We start from the raw sequence: 23,488 nt of genomic DNA on the forward strand, positions 1-23,488 counted from the left end.
TTCGTTGAATTTAACAGAGGAACAGTTAGAGCGGTACTCCCGACATCTCGTGCTGGACACGATCGGGCGGCGGGGGCAGGAAAAGATAATGGCAGGGAAGGTGCTGGTCATCGGTACTGGCGGGCTGGGATCGCCGGTCAGCTTGTATCTGGCGGCAGCCGGAGTCGGTACGCTGGGAATTGTCGACAGTGATGTCGTCGATTTATCCAACCTGCAGCGGCAGCTTCTTCATACGGTACAGGATATCGGCCGGCCTAAAGTTTTGTCTGCCCGAGAAAAAATTAACCGTTTGAATCCTGATGTCAATGTGGTTACGTATCATGAAAAGGTCGATGCCCAAACGCTGACCGATGTCATCAGAGACCGGGAGTATGATTTCATCATCGATGCTACGGATAATTTTCCGTCCAAATTTTTGATCAATGATACGTGTGTCCTTTTGAAGAAGCCTTTTTCTCATGCCGGCGTGATCCGATTTCAGGGTCAGACCATGACGTATGTGCCGGGAAAAGGTCCCTGTTACCGCTGCCTCTTTGAAGAACCGCCGCAGGAGGGGGTCGTGCCGTCGTCAAAAGAAGTAGGGATTCTTGGCGCAGCCGCCGGCGTCATCGGTACAATACAAGCTACGGAGGCTTTGAAATACCTGCTCGGCGCCGGAACCTTGCTGACGGGGACCTTACTCACGTATGACGGGCTGACCATGACTTTTCGCAGGATTCCAGTCAGCCATAATCCCCAATGTCCCGCCTGCGGCAATCAACATGCTTCAGTATGATGCTGTCCCGATGTAAAAATGAATTTGACACGTCATATCCGTCATGCTATAGTAAATAAAACTATATAAAGCAGGTCAGGTGTCATCCCAGACTCAATAGAGAAGCCGGTGCGAAACCGGTGCGGTCCCGCCGCTGTATGGAGGAGCTAAGCTGCAGATATCGCCACTGTATCCCAGAGGGTATGGGAAGGCGCAGCGCTGCTATGATCCCAAGCCAGAAGAACTGCCTGACTGATAATCACCGATAGACCTGCGAGCGATGGGTATGGAGATTTATATTGAAATAGCAGCCGTAAGGATATCCTTGCGGCTTTTTTTATTCTCATGGCATATAGTAATAGTAATGTAGGAGGATGAAATGGACGTTATTGTACAAGGATTGCATGTATTTCAAAAGGGTGGCATTGTCATGTACGTATTGCTGGCCTGTTCTTTTTTTGTCGTATATATTGGGGCTGAACGGGCTTTGTTTTACGGGCATATGGATTCAGGAGAGTCCTTTGCGTCCCGCTTTTATACATATATAAAGATGAAAAAATATGATGATGCCCGGGAGCTGGCTGCCGGTCAAAAGGGCGGATTGGCGCTGATTCTGGCAGATGCCATGAAGGGAAACGAGCAGGCAGCCGTGCCGGCGTTTATGGAGGTCCAGTCGGGAATTTTGATTGCCAAGCTCCGCAGCCGGCTGTATTATTTGAGCGTCATCGTGACTATGGCGCCCCTTTTGGGACTGTTGGGAACGATCAGTGGTATGATCCGTTCATTTAGTATTTTTAACGTCGAGTCTGGCCAGGCCGTCGCTATTACAGGTGGTGTTGGGGAGGCCCTTGTTGCCACGGCGTTTGGCTTGTGCGTCGCCGTATTAGCTCTGGCCGTCCATGCGTATTTCACACAACGTCTGGATCGTATGATCACGGATATGGAAATGTGTTTTTCTGCGCTGGAATGGATGCAGTCCGGCATGTCTGGACGGTGATATGATGCGTTTACGAGACAGACGTTCTTTTACCAAGCCCGAGGTTATGATAATTCCCATGATCGATATCATGTTTTTTTTGTTGGTATTTTTCATGATCAGTACGTTATACATGGTAGATATGAAAACGGTTCAGGTCAATTTACCGCAGGCTCTCCATGCAGAAAATCAGACAAAAGTCAATTATATCGTAACCATCAAAAAGGATGGTACGTTGTGGCTGGAGGATGCACAGACAGATACAAACAGCCTGATCCGCAGCGCCCGTGAGGAACAGCGGCGCAATCCGCGCTTTTCTGTAGTAATCCGCGCGGATCAGGGTCTGGATTACGGACAGGTCATTGCTTTATTAGATGAGCTGCGGGGAGCGGGCATTAGCCACTTTGGTCTTGCCGCTGAAAGCGGTGGTTCCCAATGATACCGGAAAAGCAGGGCAGACGGCTTGCAGCAGCCATTTCCATAGGCTTGCATGCCGTGGTTTTCAGTGTACTGGCAGCAGGCGGTCTTTTTTCTTTTCTGCAGCATCATTCACAGCCGCCGGTCGATGTGACGGTGTATAACGAAGATTCACCCCATGACCAACTGGCGGCAAATTCGGGGAGTACCGGCAGTAACAGCGCAGCTGCTGAGACGGTCATGATAGCGCAGCAAAATTTACCGCAAATAAGTGAAACGTATACGCAGGAAATTCAAAAAAAGAAAATAGTAAAAACCGGTATGACTGAGCAGGAATCAAGTGAGACACCGTCAGAACCAGTTGCTGCCGCCGTGATGAACGGTGATGCAGCAGGCAGCATATCGGCTGAGACAGGCAGCTCGACAGGCCCCCAAAGGTCAACCGGTAATGAAACGGATGCTTCCGGCAATGGAAATAATATAGGCAGCACAACTGACGGGCCGGGCCGGATGCCATTTCAAAAGGCGCGGCTTATTGCAAAGCCTGACGTTGATTCGTACTATCCACCGGAACTGCGGACAAAAAATATTTCCGGTATGGTTGCCGTGCGTGTGACGATTTCGTCTGATGGCACGGTCGTCGGCGCAGCAGTTATCTCACCGTCAGGGTATCCGGCCATGGATGCGGCGGCGCTGCAGATTGCATATCAATGCCGGTATGAACCGGCAAAAAATGAATATGGGCAGGCAGTAAGTGCTGAACGAACACTGCATATTCCGTTTGAGCTAAAATAATGAAACAAGGATAAAGCGTATAAGGCTGCAATAACTATATAAAATAAATAATGAGGGGTTTTTAAGATGAAGCGATATAACATATTAACTGCGTGGATTTGTCTTTTTATGGCAGCCAGCATGCCGGTACTGGCAGAACAAACCGTTGATGATGATACGGATACAATCATCGTCAGGGCGAAACGATATGTGACGCCGCTGGCGGTGCCTGTTGTTTCTTCCAGCCAGTCCAACACAACCGTAGTGACGTCCAAGACTATTGCGGACAACCATTATCTTTCTGTTCAGGAGGCGCTGCAAAAAGTCAATGGCGTTACCGTTACCGACCAGGTGCCGGGCATTTCGTCTTATATTCGTCTCAACGGCGACGACCGGGTTCTGATTCTTGTCAACGGCCAAAGCATCGCCAATGCTCAGAGCGCCGCATATGGCCGGGGCTCTGTGGATCTTGCGACCTTGCCGGGCGTAGCTAATATCGATCGCATTGAAGTAACCAAGGGCAGCGGCTCCGTCAAATACGGCAGCGGAGCGGTCGGCGGCGTCATCAATATCATTACGAAAAAGGGAAATAAAAACAGCACGACACTGGATATGAATACAGGCTCGTGGGGAACGCACAACTATACCCTCAGCAATGAAGGGACGAGGGGCAATACGAGCTGGTATGTGACGGGCAGCTTGAATCATCGCAAGTATTACAAATTCAACGGCGACGGATATAATACGGATCAGAGCCGCGGCGATTTCAACAAGGATTCCTTTACGGCACGTATTGACCAGAAGCTCAATGCCGCAAGTTCGCTGACTTTTGATGTGTCTCATACCAATTCTGAAGGACATGGTTCCACTTTCGGATCTAGTGAGACAGATGATTTAATTCATTTAACAGCGAATAAGATTATTGAGCGTCTGAATAATGATTACAGCGTAACCTATCATTTTAGAGAGAATACGCAGACTCCGGGATTCCTCCGGTATTTCAATGATTATTCTCAAAATTATTGGACATACCGATTCCATTCCCGAACCCAGGGGGTACAGCTGCAGAACAGCTGGAAGGCAGATAACAGCCTGATCACAGCCGGCACGGAATGGACGGAGGATACGGGAACCAACGCCGCTGCCGGATATATCGATCAAAAACGGACCAATCGGGCATTTTATGTTGAAGATGCAATTGACTGGGGCAAGCTGACGGTAACGCCGGGTATCCGCGTCGACGACAATAGTCAGTTCGGCGTACACAAGACACCGCGCCTTGCCGTAAATTATCGGGCTAACAGCAAATTCAACGCCTATGCCAACTGGGGGCGCGTGTTTGCCGCACCGAAACTGAACGACTTGTATTATTATTTAGTCGGTGACAATAAGGTATCATATGGAGATCCCAATCTGCGACCGGAAACAGGATATACGCAGACGGTCGGCTTCACGTATCAGTATGACGCAAAAACCTTGTTTAATTTCAGCCTGTTCCGCAGCAGCCTGGATAATGCGATTCGCTGGGATCGCGGCACAGGGTATTCCGAAGTACGAAATCTTAATAAGGAAAAAAAGAACGGTGTGGAAATTTCCATGAACAAGACTATCAACGCGGCGTGGGATTACGAGCTGGGATATGCCTACATTCATACGCGCATTGATGAGGGCGACGGCCTGGGACTTCATTTGGACGAAACCTTCAATCGCCCCAACGGATATCATGCAGGACTGCATTATCATGCCCGGGCCTGGCGGGCCAATCTCTTCATGACCGCCGGCACGGGGCGCAATGATACATATTATATGAATAATTCATATGTTGTCTGGGATGCCAATATAAGCTATGATATGAATAAAGATATGACGCTGTACGCCGCCGTCAATAACTTGACCAATGAAGGGTATGACTTGTATCATAATTACCCCATGTCTGGCCGGTATTGGCAGGCTGGGGTGAAATATACCTTTTAATGCGGCAGGGCACTGCTTTTTTTTTGATGAGGGAGCTGACGATGGTGAAAAGATGGATTAAAGGCATGACTGTATTTTTATGTGCTGCCACACTGTTTATAGGCGGCTGTACGCCGCAGAATGCCGCTACGGCAGGCAGCCGCGGCACGGGCAGTGGAAATTATGCCGTAATTACAGATGATGCAGGCCGGACGGTAACGCTGAAGGACAAGCCGCAGCGAGTGGTGGTTCTTTCCACCTCTCTTTTAAATTTTGTCGCCGCTGTGGACGGCAATCTGGCCGGCCGGGCGACGGTCAAATCCGAAGTAGCGTCAATCCCTGAAAAATACCAGACTGTTCCTGATGTAGGACCCGTCTATAATGTCAGTACCGAAAAAATCATCGAGCTGAAACCGGATCTGGTCATTGCCAGTGAAATACAGCATAAAGAGCTGATTCCGATTTTGGAACAAAATAATATTCCCGTCCTGGCGTTGCGTACCAAGACATATGATGATGTAAAGCGCAATCTTGAGGTCATTGGCAAGGTGTATGGAAAGGAAGATACGGCAAAAGCAAAACAGGCAGAAATGGATGCGGCAATTGCCGCAATTACTGATAAGCTTCCTCATGAACATAAAAAGATCGCCATTATTCACGCCACACCGAGCTCCGTTACGGTAGAACTTCCAAACAGCCTTGCTGGTGACATTGCGCAGCTTCTCCACTTGGACAATGTCGCTGCCGGTGCAGGCACCGTGCAGGGAGATGCAGAAAAAATCCCGTACAGCATGGAAGCTCTGGTAGAAAAGAATCCTGATGTCATTTTTTTCACTTCAATGGGACCATCTGAAAAGATTCAGAAGCGGATCAAGCAGGACGTGGAGAGCAGTCCCGCCTGGTCTTCCTTGAAGGCGGTGGAAGAGGGTAGTGTGTATGTTCTGCCGGAAAATTATTTCCTTTTGAATCCGGGACTGGATTATCCGAAGGCAGTAGACTATATGGCACGTCTCGTATATCCTGAGGTATTTCAATAATGAATAAATATACATTCCATACGACCCGCACACCCTGGCGGCTGGGCATGCTTATTCTTTTTGCCGTACTGGCAGCTGCCGGCATTATCCTTTCTGTGGTGCAGGGCGTGGCGGATATTTCAATTCGTAACGTCATTTCTATTCTTTTAGCGCCAACGGCAGCCACTGCTGATAAAATTGTCTGGAATCTCCGTCTGCCCCGGGCTATTACCGGTGCTTTGGCCGGCTCCAACCTGGCTATGTCAGGAGCTATCCTGCAGGCGGTCATGAGAAATCCCTTGGCAGACCCGCATATCATTGGTATTTCTTCTGGTGCTGGTATAGCAGGTATTTTGATTCTGATTTTGTTCCCGGCCTATACGTATATGATGACTCCAGCGGCTTTTTGCGGAGCCATGACCGCGGCGGCAGCAATTTATGTCCTGTCCTGGAAAAACGGTATTAAACCAGTACGCATCATCTTGGCCGGTGTCGCCGTTTCCGCATTTCTCAGCGCCGGAATTTCCAGTATTCTCATTTTTTACAGCGACAGAGTCCATGGAGCACTTATGTGGATGGTAGGCGGCCTTGCTGCACGGAGCTGGAACGACGTGTCCGTCATTGTGCCTTATGCCATTATCGGCTTTGTACTGGCAATGTCCGGATCGTATTATTTAAACATTCTTCAAATGGGTGATGATATGGCTCGCGGTCTTGGTCTCAGCGTAGAGCGCACAAGGGTCCTGCTGACGGCTGTTGCGGCCCTGCTGGCAGCCAGTGCCGTCAGCGTTGCCGGGCTGCTTGGTTTTGTCGGATTGATTGTGCCGCATATTGTGCGGCTTCTCATCGGGGCAGACTATCGGTATATTATTCCCGGATCCGCCGTTTTGGGGGCAGCAGTAGTCACCTTCAGCGACACGGCAGCTCGGCTGCTGCTGGCACCGGCAGAGCTGCCTGTCGGTATTATCATGGCTTTTTTAGGAGCTCCCTTTTTCTTGTTTTTATTGCGGAGGGAAATGTAATGACAGAAGCAGTTATCCATATGGAGCATGTTGCCGTACAGATTGGTAAGCAGGAAATCCTGCATGATATCAGCTTGAATATAGAATCGGGATGTATTGTCTCCGTGATCGGTCCTAACGGCTGCGGCAAGAGTACCCTTTTAAAGGTTATGAGCCGTATGCTGCCGGGTTCGACAGGAAACGTGTATATCGGCGGCCGAGATATCTGCTCCTTCGGACGCAAAGAACTGGCTCGGGAGGTGGCTGTTCTGACGCAAATCCATCATGTTCCGGACGATGTGACGGTTCGTGAGCTGGTACGAATGGGCCGCTTTCCTTATCGGACATTTTATACGATTGCTTCAGCAGCAGATCGTATATATGTAGAAAAGGCAATCAGCGCGGTCCGGCTGCAGCATTGTGCGGATCAACTGGTGAAAACCTTGTCCGGCGGCGAACAGCAGCGAGCCTGGCTGGCGCTGACACTGGCTCAGCGGCCTAAAATTCTTCTGTTGGACGAACCAACGACATATCTGGATATCCGTCATCAGCTTCATATGATGAATGTATTGCGCCATTGCAAGGATAAACTGCATTTGACCATTGTTATAGTCCTTCATGATATCAATCAGGCATTGCAGTTTACAGATGCAGTGATCGTCATGAAGAACGGACGCATTATTCAGACCGGCAGGCCGCAGGAGGTCATTACAGAAAGGGTGGTCAAGGAGGTGTTTGGCGTCCGCGCGGAGATGTGCCGCACGTCTGAGGGCAAGCCGACAATTTTGCCTGTCGGTATTTATCAAACGGAGGAACAGCCGTGATATCAAATAACTTTACCTTGAAGGATGGGAAAAAACTGCGCTGCGGCTATACGACAGGCAGCTGTGCCGCAGCGGCAGCCAAAGCGGCGGCCTGCATGCTCCTCTCGCAAAAAACAGTTTCCATGGTACGCATTGAAACGCCGTCAGGAACTATTTTGGAGTTGGAGCCAGAGGACATTATGTTTCAATCAGATGCCGTCCAGTGCGCGGTTCGCAAGGATGCCGGAGACGATCCGGACATTACCAACGGGATTTTAGTATATGCCGCTGTCCGAAAGACGAATACCGGCTTTGCTATTCACGGCGGTGAGGGAGTCGGTCAGGTGACTAAGCCGGGTCTGGCCTGCGCCGTAGGCGAAGCGGCGATCAATCCTGTGCCGCGCCGTATGATTGCGGCGGCGCTGCAAGAGGCTGCGGTTCAAAACGGCTATACGGGAGGCCTGTCTGTCATTATTTTTATTCCAGAGGGGAAAATGCTGGCAGCAAAGACTTTTAATCCCCGTCTGGGAATCGTCGGCGGCTTGTCTGTATTAGGTACGTCGGGAATTGTCAAGCCAATGAGCGAACAGGCTCTCATTGATACGATACATATAGAAATGAATTCTCGAAAAGCTGCCGGCGAAACACATTTGCTGGCTTTTTTTGGCAATTACGGTGTCGATTTCAGCCGGGACATTTTGCATATCGACGTGTCACAGCGTATTACATGCAGTAACTTTGTCGGTGAAATGCTTGATTATGCGGTATACTGCGGATTTGAAGATGTACTGCTTATCGGTCATATGGGGAAATTAGTTAAAATGGCACAGGGAATTATGAATACGCACTCCCGATGCGCCGATGGCAGAACGACCTTTTTATCTATGGCTGCCATGCTGGCCGGTGCTTCCCGAACGACAGGGCAGGCAATATATGACAGTCTCACGACAGATGAAGCTGTGAAGATTTTGCAGGCTGCTGCAGTTTTAGAACCGGTTATAGCACAGGTAACGGATAAAATAGAGTTTTATATGGAGCATAGAGTACTGAATACGCTGCGCGTCGGTGCCGTGTTGTTTTCTAATACATACGGAGTTTTAGGATATACCTCCCAAGCCAGGGAACTGCTGACGCTGCACGAAAAAAAGGAGAGGGATATATGAAGGGAACATTGTATTGCATTGGTGTCGGGCCGGGCGATCCGGAGCTGCTGACGCTGAAGGCGTGGAAAAGACTGCGCAGCTGCTCCGTATTGGCAGTACCGCAGGGACATACCGGCGTGCTGACGGCTAAGCAGATATTGCTGCATGCCATAGAACAAAATGGAGATATAGATGTATCGCAGAAGAAAGTACTGGTTCTTGATTTTCCCATGACGCGGGACGCTGCAGTTCTTAGCCGCGCCCATGCTGCCGGTGCCGCGGCCATCGAGCAGGAACTGCAGCAGGGCCGGGATGTGGCGCTGATTACCTTGGGGTGCCCGACCGTATATGCTACGAGTATTTACGTGCACCGCATCGTGCGGAACGATGGTTATGAAACGGAAATAATACCGGGAATACCCAGCTTTTGTGCAGCTGCGGCCCGCCTGCAGCAGCCGCTGTGCGAAAAAAATGAGCTTCTTGTTATTATTCCCGGGGGCTGCCGGGACAGAAAAAAATTATTAGAATTGCCGGGCAACAAGGTGATTATGAAACCGCCCGGCGACCTGACAGCACTAAAGGAGGAACTGAAGGCTGCCCATATTTTGGATCAGGCGGCTATGATTGAACGGTGCGGACTGCCCGGCGAAGCTGTGTACAACAGCCTTGCCGCTGCAGAAGATACGGGATATTTTTCGGTCGTACTTGTTAAGGAGAGTGATCCGTCATGATTCATTTTGTCGGAGCTGGTCCCGGCGCTGTTGACTTGATCACCGTGCGGGGAAAGGATTTGCTGGAACAGGCCGATGTCGTTATATATGCCGGTTCTTTGGTTAATCCGCAGCTTTTAGCATATGTCCGGGAAGAGTGTCTCATTCTGGACAGTGCCGGGATGACGCTGGAGGCCGTTATTGCTGCTATGGAACGAGCCGAGGCGGAAAATAAAATGACCGTCCGTCTGCATACGGGCGATCCATCCGTGTACGGAGCCCTTCGCGAGCAAATGGATATTTTATCGGCCAAAGGATTGCTTTTTGATATCGTTCCCGGTGTCAGTTCCTTTTGCGCCGCGGCCGCGGCCGTACAGGCTGAATATACACTGCCGGATGTAAGCCAGTCAGTCATTATTACGCGCATGGAGGGCCGGACGCCTGTGCCCTCCCGACAGAAGATCGCCGATTATGCCGCCCATGGCGCAACCATGGTTATTTTTCTCAGTACGGGTATGTTATACAAATTGCAGACTGAATTAACCGCAGGCGGCTACGGAGAAGAAACTCCGTCAGCTATCGTTTATAAGGCGTCCTGGCCGGAGGAAAAGGTGCTGCACTGCCGCATCGGTACGCTGGCACAGACGGCCAGAGAGGCTGGTATCGACAGAACGGCCCTGATATTAGTCGGTGATTTTCTCGGTTCTTCATACAGCCGAAGTCAATTGTATCATCCATGTTTCAGTCACGGGTGCCGGAAGGCCGATCCGTCACAGCTGGCGTATTCTGAATATAAAAAGTAAGGTGACGACTATGGAAGCGCTTATATTTTCCTTCACACGGCACGGCTCTGTACTGAGCTTGTCTATCCTGGCTTTTCTGAAAAAGAAAGGCTGGAAGGCAGCTTCTTTGACAGTACGGCAGTTTGCGGAACAGGATCGGGAACTTGGTGAAATCACACCGAACCTGCAGGAAGCAGTGCAGGAAGCATTTCTAAAGGCAGAACTTATTGTTTTTGTCGGTGCTGTGGGAATTGCCGTACGATCTGTGGCTCCTTTTATAAAAAGCAAACAGACGGATCCTGCCGTAATTGTTGTTGATGAGTCTGGCGCCTTTGTCATTCCGATTTTGTCAGGCCATATAGGCGGCGCCAATGCATGGTCTCATAAGATTGCCGCTCATTTGCATGGACAGGCTGTCATTACGACCGCAACGGATGTAAATCATTTGTTTGCTGTCGACGAATGGGCCGTTCAACACCATCTGATTATGCCTGCGGCGCGGATCGTCAAGGCGTTTTCGGCAGCACTTTTAGAGCAGGGAAAGGCCGGTATATATAGTGATTTTCCTATTCAGGGCGAACTACCTCCCGGTCTGGAAAATGTCTCTTCAGGCCGGCTCGGAGTAGCGGTTACACTGCAGAAAGAATGTCGACCTTTTGATCAGACGGTCCTGCTGCATCCCCGTATTCTCCATCTGGGAATTGGCTGCCGCCGCGGTACGGAGGAAGCGGCGATTGCAGGCTTGGTGTATCGGGAACTGCGCCGTTTGGGAATCAGTATGAATACAGTAGCAGCGGCAGGCACGATCGATATAAAACGATCTGAGCCGGGATTGACACGTTTTTTTCGTACATATACGTTACCCGTACATTATTACAGTGCCGTTGAGCTGCAGCAATTGCCGGGAAATTTTACGCGGTCGGAATTTGTTTTACAAACTGTTGCTGTAGATAATGTCTGCGAACGAGCTGCCGTTTTATCCAGCGGCGGCGGTTCTCTGCTGCTGGATAAAACCGTGGCGGACGGAGTCACCTTGGCTATTGCATGTGAAAATTTTACGGTATCCTTTGATACAGTAAGGAGATAACAAATGAAACACGTCATTTATGTCGTTGGGATCGGTCCGGGAAGTATAGAGCACATGACATTTCAAGCCAAAAACATTCTTGAGGCCTGTGACTGCATTATCGGGTATAATACATATATTGAGCTGATCCGGCCTTATTTCCCGGAAAAGGAATATATTATGACCGGTATGACAAAGGAGGTCGATCGCTGCCGGCTGGCAATTGAAAAAGCACGTACGGGTCGATCGGCGGCCATGATTTCCAGCGGGGATGCCGGCGTATATGGTATGGCCGGCATCATGTATGAAGTAGCGGCTGACTATCCTGACGTGGAAATCAAGGTCGTTGCAGGAATAACGGCGGCCTGCTCCGGCGCAGCTCTGCTGGGAGCGCCTCTCGTTTCTGATTTTTGCTTGATTTCCTTAAGTGATTTGCTGACGCCATGGGAGACTATCGCCAAAAGGCTCGAGGCAGCAGCCGCCGCTGATTTTGTCGTTTGTTTGTATAATCCTGCCAGCAAGCGCCGGGCCGGTCACTTGCAACGGGCTTGCCAGATCATGCTCCGCCATCAGGAACCGAATATTCCGGTCGGAGTGGTGCACTGTGTGGGCCGTGAGGGAGAAAAGACAGAAATAACTACGCTTGGTAAGCTATCATCCATGACGGTCGATATGTTTTCCACTATTATTATCGGCAACAGCCAGACTAAAATTATAGCAGGATACATGGTGACGCCGCGAGGATACCAATTGTCATGAAACAGACGACAGTATGGATTATTGCCGGTACGACAGAAGGCCGGGAACTGGCTTGCTATGTAAGCCGTTTTGATGTACAGGTTTACGTATCTGTGGCTACGGAGTATGGTGCCGCTCTCATCCCCAATTGTCCCAACGTGACGGTTTTGCAGCAGCGCATGACAGCAGCGGAAATGATCCGCTTTCTCCGCAAATGTGAGCCTGTACTGGTTGTCGACGCTACGCATCCGTATGCGGCGGCAGTAACGGAAAATGTCAAAACAGCCTGCAAGGAGTCCGGTGTGTCCTATCTGCGTGTTGTCCGCCCTGAAAGCCACTGCGGCGGCTGTATTTCCGTCTGGTCCATGGAGGAGGCCGTCGAGCTGCTGAGCCATACAGACGGCACCGTGTTTCTGACTACAGGGAGTAAGGATCTTCCCATATTTACCCGGCTTGACGGCTATGCGGATCGAATTGTGCTGCGGATACTTCCTTCCCGTACCTCCCTGGACCGGGCTCTTGCGCTGGGATATAGGCCCGCTCACATCGTATGTATGCAGGGCCCGTTCGGTGAGGCTTTGAATGAAGCTATGTTCCGCCATTTTCATACGGCATATGTGGTGACCAAGGACTCCGGACGCCCCGGAGGCTTTGAGGATAAGGCGTCTGGCGCCGCCAGAGCCGGTGCCGAACTGATTGTCGTCCGGCGGCGTCATGAAGAAGGAACCGGATATTACGATGTTCTTGAGGTTATACGAAAAAGACTGGAAAACCGAATGCTGAAAGGAAAACATCTATGATCATATATATCATTGGTATGGGACCCGGCAGTCCTGACCTATGGACTGCCGCAGCCCGCAAGGCTCTGAAAGTCAGTACGGTTCTTATCGGAGATAAGCGGATGCTGTCCAACGTCTGTACTACAGGGAAAAAGGTATGGTATTCAGTAAAACCATCGGAAATTCACCGAATTATTGATGAGGTCAGGGAAAGGGAGCCGGCCGCTGCTATTCTGGTATCAGGAGATGCAGGCTTTTTCAGTCTGGCTAATCATCTCGGCCCTTTTCCTGGCTGTACGGTCAAACGCTGCTGTGGCATCAGCAGTCTGGTATATTTTGCTGCGCAGCTTCAAATGCCATGGCAGGACGCTTTTGTCATCAGCCGGCATGGTAGAAATGAGTCTGTTATCCACGCTGTGTTTATGCATCAGAAGGTATTTTGCCTGACTGGCGGGGATAATCCGGCAGAGCGTCTTTGTCGGGAGCTATCTGGGGCCGGATTGGGCGGCGTCCGAGTCTATGTAGGAGAAAATTTATCTTATCCTGCGGAAAATATTACGTCAGGAACCGCGTCGGAGCTTGCGTCATATCATTTTGAAAGTCTTGCCGTCGTCATGATTCTCAATGCTGCAATCAGACCACCAGACCGCCCGGTCTGTGGTTTAGATGACGCCCTTTTCCAGCGGGGCGCCGTGCCGATGACCAAGCAGGAGATACGTGCCGTCGCTATTGCCAAATTACAGCCCCGTGCTGATGCCGTCATTTATGATATTGGCGCCGGAACCGGGTCATGCTCTGTGGAGCTGGCACTGCAAGCACCCTGGGGACGTGTCTATTCCTTTGAAGTTCAGGAAGATGCGCTGGTGCTGCTGGCAAAGAACAAAGAGCGTTTCGGTACGGAAAATATGATTATTATAGCCGGTAAGGCCCCGAATACGATGTCCGGCACGGAAAAACCTGATTTTGCTTTTATCGGCGGTACCAAGGGAAATGCTGCGGCAATTATGGATATGATCTATCGTAAAAACTACGCCTGCCGCATTGTATTGACAGCTATAGCCATAGAAACCCTGGCGGCGGTCACTGCCTACTATGCAGATAAAAAAGAGTATACGCTGGATATTACGCAGGTATCTGTCGCGGCCAGCCGGATGAGCGGGCCGTATCATATGATGACAGGCCGCAATCCTGTATTTATTATCAGGGCGGATTATATTTCCGTTAAAAAGGAGATATAATGGCACAGCTTGCTATTCCCCGTCTCATCATAGGGGCACCTAAAAGCGGCAGTGGTAAGACAACCGTGGTCTGTGCTCTTTTACAGCTGCTGCGGCAGCGCGGTATGAAAACGACGGCTTTTAAAAATGGCCCCGATTATATTGATCCCATGTTTCATGCGCAGGTACTCGGTGTACCCTCTTATAATCTGGATCTGTTTTTATTCGGCGGTGAAGCCGGCGGCATCCGGACGGCCCGGCAGCTCATCGCCCGGCATACAGGCAATACAGCGTTGGCTGTTATTGAAGGCGCTATGGGCTATTATGATGGTATTGCCGCAACGAGTGAGGCCAGTACATATGCCCTGGCGGGGGCCGTATCCGCCCCGGCAGTTTTGGTAGTAGACGGCAAGGGGGCGGCATTATCTCTGGCAGCGCAGATAAAGGGTCTGGCAGAGTTTCGGACAGACAGCCATATTACTGGCTTTATCGTCAATAACGTCAGCCGTAGTGTATATGATTATTTTAAAGATATATGGAAACGGGAAACAGGACTGATTCCTTTAGGTTATATACCCGTTATGGAGGATTGCCGTCTTTCCAGCCGTCATCTCGGACTCATTACGGCAGACGAAATCAAAAATCTGCGTCAGATCATGAATAAACTGGCAGCACAAGCCGAGCAGTCCATTGATGTAGAAGGTATCCTCCGCTTGGCCCGCAGTGCCCCGGAGCTGTCATACGATCCGGTGGTCATCCCCTCCGGCACACCGGTCCGGATTGCCGTTGCAAAGGATAAGGCTTTTTGTTTTTACTATGAGGATGCGTTAGATTTACTGACGCAGATGGGGGCTGAAATAATTCCCTTCAGCCCTCTGACAGATGCCCGACTCCCACTTTGTGACGGTATATATCTGGGCGGCGGCTATCCCGAATTATATGCTCAGGAGCTGCAGCAGAACACCTCCATGCGGGAGAATATACGGAAGGCCATCCAACAAGGCATGCCTTGTTTAGGAGAATGCGGGGGATTTATGTATTTGCTGGAGCAGTTCCGTCAGGATCAGCAGACGCGCAATTGGGCGGGTGCCATTAAAGGAACTTGCGCTATGACGAGCGGACTTATCCGTTTTGGCTATGTTACGCTGGTTGCCCGGCAGAATACACTTCTCTGCCGGGCTGGTGAAAGCATACGGGCTCATGAATTTCACTATTCTGACAGTACCCATAATGGCAGTGCCTTTACAGCCCACAAGGCGTTGGGGAAACGTTCCTGGCCTTGTATATACGCACAGGGAAATCTGTTGGCCGGATACCCTCATATTCATTTATGGGGCAACCCGAAGTGGGCGTGGAATTTTCTGGAAGCATGCCGTCAGTATAAAACGGGTGTGCGCCAGTGTAAAAGTAGGAGGACACCTTGATGAATATAGAACATGTATTGCCGTCGGACATTGAAAAACGCAGCATGGAAATTATTGAAGAAGAACTGGGCGAAATTGAACTGTCTTCGGAAAAACGCAGTATTATCAAACGAGTGATTCACACAAGCGCCGATTTCGACTATGCCAGGACACTGCGTTTCAGCAGCAGTGCTGTTGAAAGGGCACTGCAGGCATTGCGTCAAGGCTGTACGATCATTACGGACACTAACATGGCTTATACGGGAATCAGCCAAGTTGCCCTGAAAAAACTGAACTGCCAAAAGATGTGTTTTATGGCTGACCCAGATATTGCGGCACAAGCAAAAACTGCTGGAACCACTCGTGCGTCAGCCTGCATGGATAGGGCCTGCAAGGTAAAGGGACCAGTCATTATAGCTGTAGGTAATGCCCCAACGGCCTTGCTGCGTCTCGATGAACTCGTCCGGGCGGAAAAGATACAGCCGGTTTTAGTCATTGGCGTCCCCGTGGGATTTGTCAATGTCGTTCAGGCGAAAGAAGTAATAATAAAAACGGGAGTGCCCTATATTATCGCCGTCGGACGAAAAGGCGGCAGTAATATTGCGGCTGCTATCTGTAATGCTTTACTATATACACTGACGAGAAAATAGCCGGGACTATATCCGGCTATTTTTTTATTGCTATTACCATATCTATTTGATATACTACAAACAAGTAGTTGATAGAATCAACTTGTTTAAGTGAATAATAAGGAGTGAATTTACATGGATTATTCACGAATAGGATTTAACTTTGGTATGCTGAATCGGCGTTCTCAGGCATATATTTCCCATGCCTGTCAGCCGTGGAATATCAGGTATTCAGAATACGTTATTCTGATGGAACTATATATCCGAGACGGCTGCAGTCAGGATGAGCTGGCAAGGGCCATGACGACGGACAAGGGTCTGGTAGCACGCAATATAAAGACCTTGGAAAAAAAAGGCTTGATCCGAAGAGAGCAGGACGAAAAAGATCGGCGGTTTAAATATATTTATTTAACAGACAGCGCGTTCTCTTTGCATGAAGCATTACTGGATGTTTTAAAAAAATGGATTCTCTGCATTACTGAAGGAATGGACCGGATATTGATAGAACAAACCATACAGGGTCTGCAAATTGCTGCTGCTAATGCATCCAAAATAAACATAGAAAATACAAAACCTGACGAGGAGGCATAGTAATGAATAAAAAAAAGTATCTTTACGCAGCCGTGATACTGGCTCTGACTTTCGGTCTTGCCGGCTGTGGACAGCAGCCGCAAAAGAAGGAGGAAGCGCAGCTTGTAAAGACCATTCAGGTGGGCGCTAAGGAAGATAGCACGGAGGGAACCTATTCTGGAACGGTCAAAGGACGTTATGAAAGTAATTTGTCCTTTCAGGCCGGCGGCAGGATACTGTCTCGTAATATCCAACTGGGCAGCGTTGTAAAAGCAGGAGATGTCCTCATGACGGTCGATCCTAAGGACGTGACCCAATCTGTCAATCAGGCGCATGCTGCCGTGAATCAGGCACAGGCGCAGCTATCGCTGGCGGAATCAAATTTGTCTCGTTACCGCAAGTTATTTGATCAGGATGCAGTCAGTGCCGCCGCGATTGATCAATATCAGACGGCATATGATCAGGCCGCAGCCCAGTATAATCAATCTATGGCTGCTCTGCAGGCCCAGCAAAATCAGTTGTCGTATACTCAACTTACTGCCGACGCCGACGGCGTCATTTCTTCTGTAACCGGCGAGGTTGGACAAGTTGTAGCAGCAGGTCAGACAGTATTGACTCTTGTTCATTCCGGAGATTTAGAGGTTCAGATCAACGTGCCGGAAAACAGGGTGCAGGATTTTTCTGTCGGTAAGGCTGTTCGCATTTCTTTTTGGGCACTTCAAAACCAGCAGGTTGACGGTGTTGTTCGAGAAATAGCTCCTATGGCGGATCAGGCTTCGCGCACCTATATCGTGCGTGTAACTATTCCAGATTCTCCGCAGGGAATGCAGCTGGGCATGACTGCCAGTGTGACCAATGAATCAGAAAGTGTTTCAGGACAAGAGTCTTTTGTGCTTCCTTTATCGGCCATATATCAAACAGGAAATACGCCGCAGGTCTGGATCGTCGGTAAGGATCACACACTAAGTTTAAAAAAAGTGTCCGTAGAAGACTTTGGCAATAATCAAGTTAAAGTGACGGGGCTGGCAAAAGGTGACATTGTCGTTACAGCGGGCGTACACATGCTTACAGAAGGGCTGACTGTGCGAACGGAGAGTGATACAGAATGAGAAATTTATCAGAATTGGCCTTGGAAAATAAAGTGCTTGTTTGGTATTTTATAGTAATCATTGCGATTGCCGGCATATTTTCGTATATGAAACTGGGCCGCATGGAGGATCCGTCCTATACGGTGCGTCAAATGATCGTATCTGTATCATGGCCGGGTGCAACGGCACAGCAAATGGAAGAACAGGTTACGGACAAAATTGAAAAGAAGCTGCAGGATACGCCTAATCTGGATTATCTCAAAAGCTATTCCCGTCCGGGAGAATCTGTTATTTATGTTAATTTAAATGATCAGGTTCCGGCTTCGCAAATACGCAGCACCTGGCATGAGGTCCGCAACTTGACAGAGGATATGAAATCAGAGTTGCCGGATGGCGTATACGGCCCGTATTTCAATGATCGTTTTGACGATGTATATGGTTCTGTGTATGCCGTCACTGGAGACGGCTATTCCTATGAGGAACTGCGCATCAAGGCGGAAAAAATCCGACGCATGATGCTGGGAGTCAAGGATGTCAGCAAGGTAGAACTGCTGGGTGAGCAGACGGAAAAGGTGTATATCGAGATAGCTAATGCGAAGCTTGCAGAACTGGGTATTTCTCCCACCGTGATTTCCAATGCCGTCAATAGTCAGAATACGATGACTCCGGCGGGCATGATTGACACCCGGTCAGATAATGTATATCTTCGTATCAGCGGTGTATTTAAAGATATCAATGCAATCCGCAATCTGCCGATCAATGCTAATAGCAGCGTTTTCCGCCTCGGCGATATTGCCAAGGTGGAACGGCGCTACACGGAACCCTCCGATCCGAAAATGTTCTACAACGGCGAGCCTGCCGTAGGTATTGCACTTTCCATGTCGCCAGGCGGCAATATTTTGACACTTGGAGACAATCTTCATCAGCTTTTAGATACTGTCCGGCAGGACCTTCCGGCTGGCATGGAAATCAATCAAGTGTCCGATCAGCCTCAGGTTGTCAAAGATTCTATAGGTGATTTTGTCAATACGCTTCGCGAGGCAATTATTATCGTGCTGATCGTCAGCTTTTTGAGTCTAGGTCTTCGGACCGGGCTGGTCGTAGCATTTTGTATTCCCTTAGTACTGGCCGGTGTTTTTTGTATCATGGAAATTGCCGGTATTGATCTGCATAAGGTATCTTTAGGCGCGCTGATTATCGCCTTGGGGCTTTTAGTTGATGATGCCATTATTGCAGTGGAAATGATGAGTGTTCAACTCGAAAAGGGATTAGACAGAATGAGTGCGGCATGCTATGCGTTTAGAGCAACTGCCAAGCCGATGCTGACAGGCACATTAGTGACTTGTGCCGGCTTTATTCCGGTAGCCTTTGCCTATGGTGATGCACCTGAGTTTTGCAAAGCATTGTTTCCTGTTATTACCGCTTCCCTGGTTATTTCATGGATCGTATCCGTCATGGTGGCGCCATTATTTGGGTACTATCTGATCAAGGTCAAGCCGGAGACAAAGGAAAAAGCGCTGTATCAAAGTCGGTTTTATATTTTATTTCGTAAGGTGCTTACTTGGTTTCTCATGCACCGCAGTATTGTTATTGGTGCTACGATTGCGGTATTTATTGCTTCTATCGGCGCATTAAAACTTATTCCGCAGGAATTTTTCCCGACTTCGCTGCGTCCGGAAATTATTGTTGAAATGACCTTGCCGGAGGGATCTTCTATGCAGGCAACACAGAAACAAGCTGATATTTTTTCTGATTATTTAAAAACGCAAAAAGATAATGTGGCTAGTTATTCGTATTATGTTGGGGAAGGGGCACCGCGATTTGTGCTGACAATAGACCCTGTTTTACCTGCTGACAATTATGCGCAGTTTGTTGTTGTAGCGAAGGATACCAAAACCAGAGAACAATTGTCCCAAAGCATACAGCAGGAGATGCACGATAAACAGCCCGAGGTGCGGTGCAATGTCAAAAATGTTCCCTTAGGACCGCCGTCCGATTACCCGATCATGCTTCGCGTATCCGGCTATGATGCTGATAAAGTGAAATCGTACGCGCAACAGGTGGCAGCCAAAGTACGGGAAGATCCCAACACGCAGGATGTATTTCTGGATTGGGATCAAAAAAATAAAATAATGCATTTGCAGCTTGATCAGGATAAATTACGGGCCTTGGGAGTATCCGGGCAAGATATTGCACAAACGTTATATACAGAACTTTCCGGCGCAACTATTGCCGAATATTATGCAGGTGACAAGACAATCGGCATTCAGCTGCGGCTGCAGGATTCAGACAGAAACAACCTGTCTGCCGTCAAAAATATTCCGATTTATATTGGCAGTGCCGGCTATGTACCGCTGGAGCAGGTGGCTAAAGTTACGTATGGAGCAGAAGACGGACTTATTTGGCGCCGCAATCTGAAACCTACGATTACGGTAGAAGGAAATATCAAATCCGGTACGGCCGATGATGCTACCAAGAAAGCATACGATTCTATTGCGGATATCCGGAACAGTATGCCCTTTGGGTATGAGGTAGAGGCTGGGGGATCTCTGGAGGATAGCAACAAGTCCCTGCAATACCTGCTGGCGCCTGTTCCTGTTATGATACTTATCATTATGACGCTGCTGATGTTCCAGCTTCGCAGCCTGTCCTTAATGCTGTTGACTCTGATTACCGCACCTATGGGTATTATCGGCGTTGCCCTTGGTATGCTCCTATTTGGAAAAGCACTGGGTTTTGTCGCAGATCTCGGTATTTTGGCATTAAGCGGCATGATTATCCGGAATTCGGTCATTCTTATCGATCAGATTCAAAAGCATATGGCGGCAGGAGAAGACCCTTGGCATGCTATCATCGATTCGGCAGTCCTTCGTTTTCGTCCTATTATGCTGACAGCGGCTGCAGCCATTTTAGGAATGATTCCGCTTATGCGCAGTATCTTTTGGGGTCCTATGGCAGTAGCAATTGCCAGTGGTCTCTTTATTGCTACGATTTTGACGCTTCTTGTTCTTCCAACGCTGTATGCAGCTTGGTTTAAGGTCAAAAAGGAATAATTACCCCCATACTTGCAGTGCCGTAATGGCACTGCATTTTTTTTGTTTCAAGCAGGGCAGCATCCCGGTATTTTCTCTTTTTTTCACGGGTAATTTGTGCTAAAATATACAGATGACTATATAAATGCATTGGAAAGGATTTGTTATGGGTTCGATTTTTTCTCCATTAACTAAAAATATAGGAATTGACCTGGGAACGTGTACAACTCAGGTTTACGTTGAAGGACGCGGGATCGTTCTTTCCGAGCCATCTATTATGGCTACAGATCAACGAAATACTAAAATTATTGCCGTCGGCCGGGCTGCGGAAGATATGCTGACAAAATCTCCGGAAACGGTAAATATACATCGTCCGTTGCAAAACGGCGTTATTGCCGATTATGGGGTAACTCGCACTATGTTGGGATATATTCTCAATAAATGTGTACGCAGTGTGCAGCGCCTTCGCATCATGGTTGGCGTACCGGCTGCCGCTTCCAATGTAGAAAAACGAGCTGTTATGGAAGCAGTCTATCAGGCTGGGGCCAAGGAGGCTTTCTTGATCGAAACAGCTGCGGCTGCCGCTATTGGCGCCAATATGCCGGTATATGATCCTGTGGGCAATATGGTTGTGGATATAGGCGGCGGTACGACAAATATTGCCATGCTTTCTTTAGGCGGCATTGTCGTTTCTAAATCGATTCATTTAGGCAGTCTTGAATTCAATGGGGCAATCAAGGATTATCTGCGATATCAATATGCTGCCGTAACCGATGAGGATACCATTGAGGAAATGAAAATCACGAATGGCTCTGCTGTCCTTCCCTTAGAAGACAGGGGATTTTATTTTATGGGCCGCGGTCTGGATGATGGCCTGCAGAAGGAATTGGCGGTCCAATCCAGTGAGCTCTATCATGCGATCGGAAAACCTCTTGTCAAAATTCTGGATTTAGTAAGATCTGTTTTACGGGAAACACCACCGGAACTGGCAGCTGATATTGTGGAGCATGGTATTGTTCTGACTGGCGGCGGGGCCAAACTTAGGGGAATGGATCAGCTATTTGCGCAGGAGCTGGGTGTACCTGTGGTTGTAGCTGCCGAACCAGACCTGGCAGTCGCCCGGGGCGCCGGTATTGCCATTGCTAAAAGAGATTCTTTATCTGCACTGATTCAGGGAGCGCAGCGTATTTATAGGAGGAGATTTTAAAATTGTTTTCGTTCGGTAAAAGAAGCGTTGTTATTGTACTTATATTATTTATCGTCATAGCTGTCGTAGGCTGGGCCTGGCGCCAGCGCGATTCTTTACCATTTGTGACGAAACCGCTGCAGATGATCGCTGCCCCGTTTGAATATGGTGCCAGCCGTATTATGGGATCACTGTCGTCAGGAATCCATATTGTGGATATTAGTTTGAAGAACCGCATTGAATGGGAAGCTCTCGAAAAAGAAAATGCAGAGCTAAAAAAGCGAAGTGTGGATTATGACGAATTAACAGCTGAAAACAGCAGACTACGCGGATTGCTGGATTTTCGCCAAAGTCACCTTCAATATAAACTGCTGCCCGGATCTGTTATTTCACGGGACTACGGCACATGGAGCAATACGTTGATTATCGATGTCGGCAGCAATGAGGGTGTAGCAAAAGATATGCCCGTTATTAATCCTAATGGTGTCGTCGGTTTTATCAGTGATGTCTATCCACATAGTGCCCGCGTTCAGCTTTTAACGGATCCCCGCACAAGTGTCGGTGCTATTGTGCAGCGACCGGAGTCCCGTGTTTCATCCGTTGTCCGCGGCAACGGCAATATCCCGACGGAACCGCAGTTTGTCAATATTGCCAAGGACGCGGATATTCTTGAGGGAGATACGCTTGTTACATCGGGCTTTGGATCTATATACCCTAAAGGGCTTTATATTGGCACCATTATTTCCATTCATCAAAATGACAATGATTTTGTGAAATACGCGGTCATCCGCCCCAGCGTGGATTTCTCCAAAATAGAGGAAGTATTTGTTATATTGAAATCAGCGGATACAGGATCCTATGATAAGCCGGGGGTTGCGCCGAAATTGGTGCCTCAGACAAATCGTGATAAAGTAGAGGGAATCAAAGGAGCAGCAGCATTATGAAGAAATTAAGCTGTTTAATGGCGGCGTTTATTGCGTTTATTTTGCAGAGCGCCGTTTTTCCGTTCATATTCAACGGTATCAGCCAGCCCAATCTTATATTTGTCTTTATTGTTCTTGTAGCGCTTCATCACGGACAGCGTATCGGTATTATCGCTGCCCTTGCGGGAGGCTTTTGTCAAGATGTGCTTATTGGTAATTTTTTTGGCATCCATTTGTTGCCATATCTTTTGATTGCTTTAATATGCAGCTATATTGGCAGAAATATTGATAAAGATCAATGGATTCTGACGCTGCTTATTGTATTGGGTGCTACGGAAAGCTGTCTTATTCTGACTTGTATTGTCCTGCTCATGTCCGGGCAATTCGTCAATATAGCATCGTATTTATTCGAGTTTAGTATACCGATGCTTATCTATCATGGAATTCTGGCGCTTCCTGTCGACCATATTGTATGGAAGCTGCGCCGTGAAGACTCCTATTATGGCTATAGGGAGTATCGTTGGTAGAT

General features: G+C 48.8%; 23 protein-coding genes and 1 riboswitch. All 23 genes read left to right on the plus strand.

The window, feature by feature from the left end:
- The first annotated feature begins 4 nt into the window (after positions 1-4).
- The 23 genes from AB840_RS00160 (at position 5) to mreD (ending at position 23,486) form a co-directional block, all read left to right on the plus strand.
- Positions 5-775, plus strand: coding sequence for a HesA/MoeB/ThiF family protein (locus tag AB840_RS00160; RefSeq protein WP_048512800.1), 771 nt, complete (start codon positions 5-7; stop codon positions 773-775).
- Between the two features lie 60 nt (positions 776-835).
- A riboswitch (cobalamin riboswitch) is annotated at positions 836-1,020 on the plus strand.
- Between the two features lie 113 nt (positions 1,021-1,133).
- Positions 1,134-1,751 carry a MotA/TolQ/ExbB proton channel family protein gene (locus AB840_RS00165; RefSeq protein ID WP_048512801.1) on the plus strand — a complete coding sequence of 206 codons (618 nt, stop codon included), beginning with the start codon at positions 1,134-1,136 and terminating at the stop codon, positions 1,749-1,751.
- Position 1,752: 1 nt separating this feature from the next.
- A complete protein-coding gene (locus tag AB840_RS00170; protein ID WP_234984819.1) occupies positions 1,753-2,169 on the plus strand; it encodes an ExbD/TolR family protein in 417 nt (138 codons plus the stop codon).
- Entirely contained in the window at positions 2,166-2,942 is a 777-nt protein-coding gene (locus AB840_RS00175) for an energy transducer TonB (RefSeq protein ID WP_048512802.1), read from the plus strand. Before AB840_RS00170 ends, AB840_RS00175 begins: the two co-directional genes overlap by 4 nt.
- Before the next feature lie 66 nt (positions 2,943-3,008).
- The gene (locus AB840_RS00180) at positions 3,009-4,895 is read left to right on the plus strand and encodes a TonB-dependent receptor plug domain-containing protein (protein WP_234984820.1); all 1,887 of its coding nucleotides are present in this window, start codon (positions 3,009-3,011) and stop codon (positions 4,893-4,895) included.
- A 41-nt stretch (positions 4,896-4,936) separates the two neighbouring features.
- Positions 4,937-5,911: an ABC transporter substrate-binding protein gene (locus tag AB840_RS00185; RefSeq protein WP_234984821.1), complete on the plus strand. Its 975-nt coding sequence runs from the start codon at positions 4,937-4,939 to the stop codon at positions 5,909-5,911.
- The gene (locus AB840_RS00190) at positions 5,911-6,912 is read left to right on the plus strand and encodes a FecCD family ABC transporter permease (RefSeq protein ID WP_048512803.1); all 1,002 of its coding nucleotides are present in this window, start codon (positions 5,911-5,913) and stop codon (positions 6,910-6,912) included. Before AB840_RS00185 ends, AB840_RS00190 begins: the two co-directional genes overlap by 1 nt.
- Complete coding sequence (locus AB840_RS00195; RefSeq protein ID WP_048512804.1) at positions 6,912-7,715, plus strand: ABC transporter ATP-binding protein; 804 nt, start codon at positions 6,912-6,914, stop codon at positions 7,713-7,715. The genes AB840_RS00190 and AB840_RS00195 overlap by 1 nt, the downstream gene beginning before the upstream one ends.
- Positions 7,712-8,857: a cobalt-precorrin-5B (C(1))-methyltransferase CbiD gene (cbiD, locus tag AB840_RS00200; RefSeq protein ID WP_143742680.1), complete on the plus strand. Its 1,146-nt coding sequence runs from the start codon at positions 7,712-7,714 to the stop codon at positions 8,855-8,857. Before AB840_RS00195 ends, cbiD begins: the two co-directional genes overlap by 4 nt.
- Positions 8,854-9,567 (plus strand): precorrin-2 C(20)-methyltransferase, encoded by a 714-nt coding sequence (gene cobI, locus AB840_RS00205; protein WP_048512805.1) that lies wholly within the window; start codon positions 8,854-8,856, stop codon positions 9,565-9,567. Before cbiD ends, cobI begins: the two co-directional genes overlap by 4 nt.
- Positions 9,564-10,349, plus strand: a complete 786-nt coding sequence (cobM, locus tag AB840_RS00210) for a precorrin-4 C(11)-methyltransferase (protein ID WP_048512806.1) — start codon at positions 9,564-9,566, stop codon at positions 10,347-10,349. Before cobI ends, cobM begins: the two co-directional genes overlap by 4 nt.
- A gap of 10 nt (positions 10,350-10,359) precedes the next feature.
- Positions 10,360-11,415: a cobalt-precorrin 5A hydrolase gene (locus tag AB840_RS00215; protein ID WP_048512807.1), complete on the plus strand. Its 1,056-nt coding sequence runs from the start codon at positions 10,360-10,362 to the stop codon at positions 11,413-11,415.
- 3 nt (positions 11,416-11,418) lie between these two features.
- The gene (gene cobJ, locus AB840_RS00220; protein WP_048512808.1) at positions 11,419-12,153 is read left to right on the plus strand and encodes a precorrin-3B C(17)-methyltransferase; all 735 of its coding nucleotides are present in this window, start codon (positions 11,419-11,421) and stop codon (positions 12,151-12,153) included.
- Positions 12,150-12,932, plus strand: a complete 783-nt coding sequence (cobK, locus tag AB840_RS00225; protein ID WP_048512809.1) for a precorrin-6A reductase — start codon at positions 12,150-12,152, stop codon at positions 12,930-12,932. Before cobJ ends, cobK begins: the two co-directional genes overlap by 4 nt.
- Positions 12,929-14,149, plus strand: a complete 1,221-nt coding sequence (locus AB840_RS00230; protein ID WP_048512810.1) for a bifunctional cobalt-precorrin-7 (C(5))-methyltransferase/cobalt-precorrin-6B (C(15))-methyltransferase — start codon at positions 12,929-12,931, stop codon at positions 14,147-14,149. The genes cobK and AB840_RS00230 overlap by 4 nt, the downstream gene beginning before the upstream one ends.
- On the plus strand, positions 14,149-15,552 hold the full coding sequence (locus AB840_RS00235; protein ID WP_072061700.1) for a cobyrinate a,c-diamide synthase: 1,404 nt from the start codon (positions 14,149-14,151) through the stop codon (positions 15,550-15,552). The genes AB840_RS00230 and AB840_RS00235 overlap by 1 nt, the downstream gene beginning before the upstream one ends.
- Entirely contained in the window at positions 15,552-16,181 is a 630-nt protein-coding gene (locus AB840_RS00240) for a precorrin-8X methylmutase (protein ID WP_048512811.1), read from the plus strand. The genes AB840_RS00235 and AB840_RS00240 overlap by 1 nt, the downstream gene beginning before the upstream one ends.
- Before the next feature lie 114 nt (positions 16,182-16,295).
- Positions 16,296-16,751 (plus strand): MarR family winged helix-turn-helix transcriptional regulator, encoded by a 456-nt coding sequence (locus AB840_RS00245; protein ID WP_048512812.1) that lies wholly within the window; start codon positions 16,296-16,298, stop codon positions 16,749-16,751.
- A 2-nt stretch (positions 16,752-16,753) separates the two neighbouring features.
- Positions 16,754-17,839, plus strand: coding sequence for an efflux RND transporter periplasmic adaptor subunit (locus AB840_RS00250; RefSeq protein WP_048512813.1), 1,086 nt, complete (start codon positions 16,754-16,756; stop codon positions 17,837-17,839).
- Entirely contained in the window at positions 17,836-20,871 is a 3,036-nt protein-coding gene (locus tag AB840_RS00255) for an efflux RND transporter permease subunit (RefSeq protein WP_048512814.1), read from the plus strand. The genes AB840_RS00250 and AB840_RS00255 overlap by 4 nt, the downstream gene beginning before the upstream one ends.
- Before the next feature lie 145 nt (positions 20,872-21,016).
- Entirely contained in the window at positions 21,017-22,057 is a 1,041-nt protein-coding gene (mreB, locus tag AB840_RS00260) for a rod shape-determining protein (RefSeq protein ID WP_048512898.1), read from the plus strand.
- Between the two features lie 2 nt (positions 22,058-22,059).
- Positions 22,060-22,980 carry a rod shape-determining protein MreC gene (gene mreC, locus AB840_RS00265; protein WP_048512815.1) on the plus strand — a complete coding sequence of 307 codons (921 nt, stop codon included), beginning with the start codon at positions 22,060-22,062 and terminating at the stop codon, positions 22,978-22,980.
- Positions 22,977-23,486 carry a rod shape-determining protein MreD gene (mreD, locus tag AB840_RS00270; RefSeq protein ID WP_048512816.1) on the plus strand — a complete coding sequence of 170 codons (510 nt, stop codon included), beginning with the start codon at positions 22,977-22,979 and terminating at the stop codon, positions 23,484-23,486. Before mreC ends, mreD begins: the two co-directional genes overlap by 4 nt.
- The last annotated feature ends 2 nt before the right edge of the window (positions 23,487-23,488 follow it).

Source organism: Megasphaera cerevisiae DSM 20462, assembly GCF_001045675.1.
Taxonomy (GTDB): Bacteria; Bacillota; Negativicutes; order Veillonellales; family Megasphaeraceae; genus Megasphaera; species Megasphaera cerevisiae.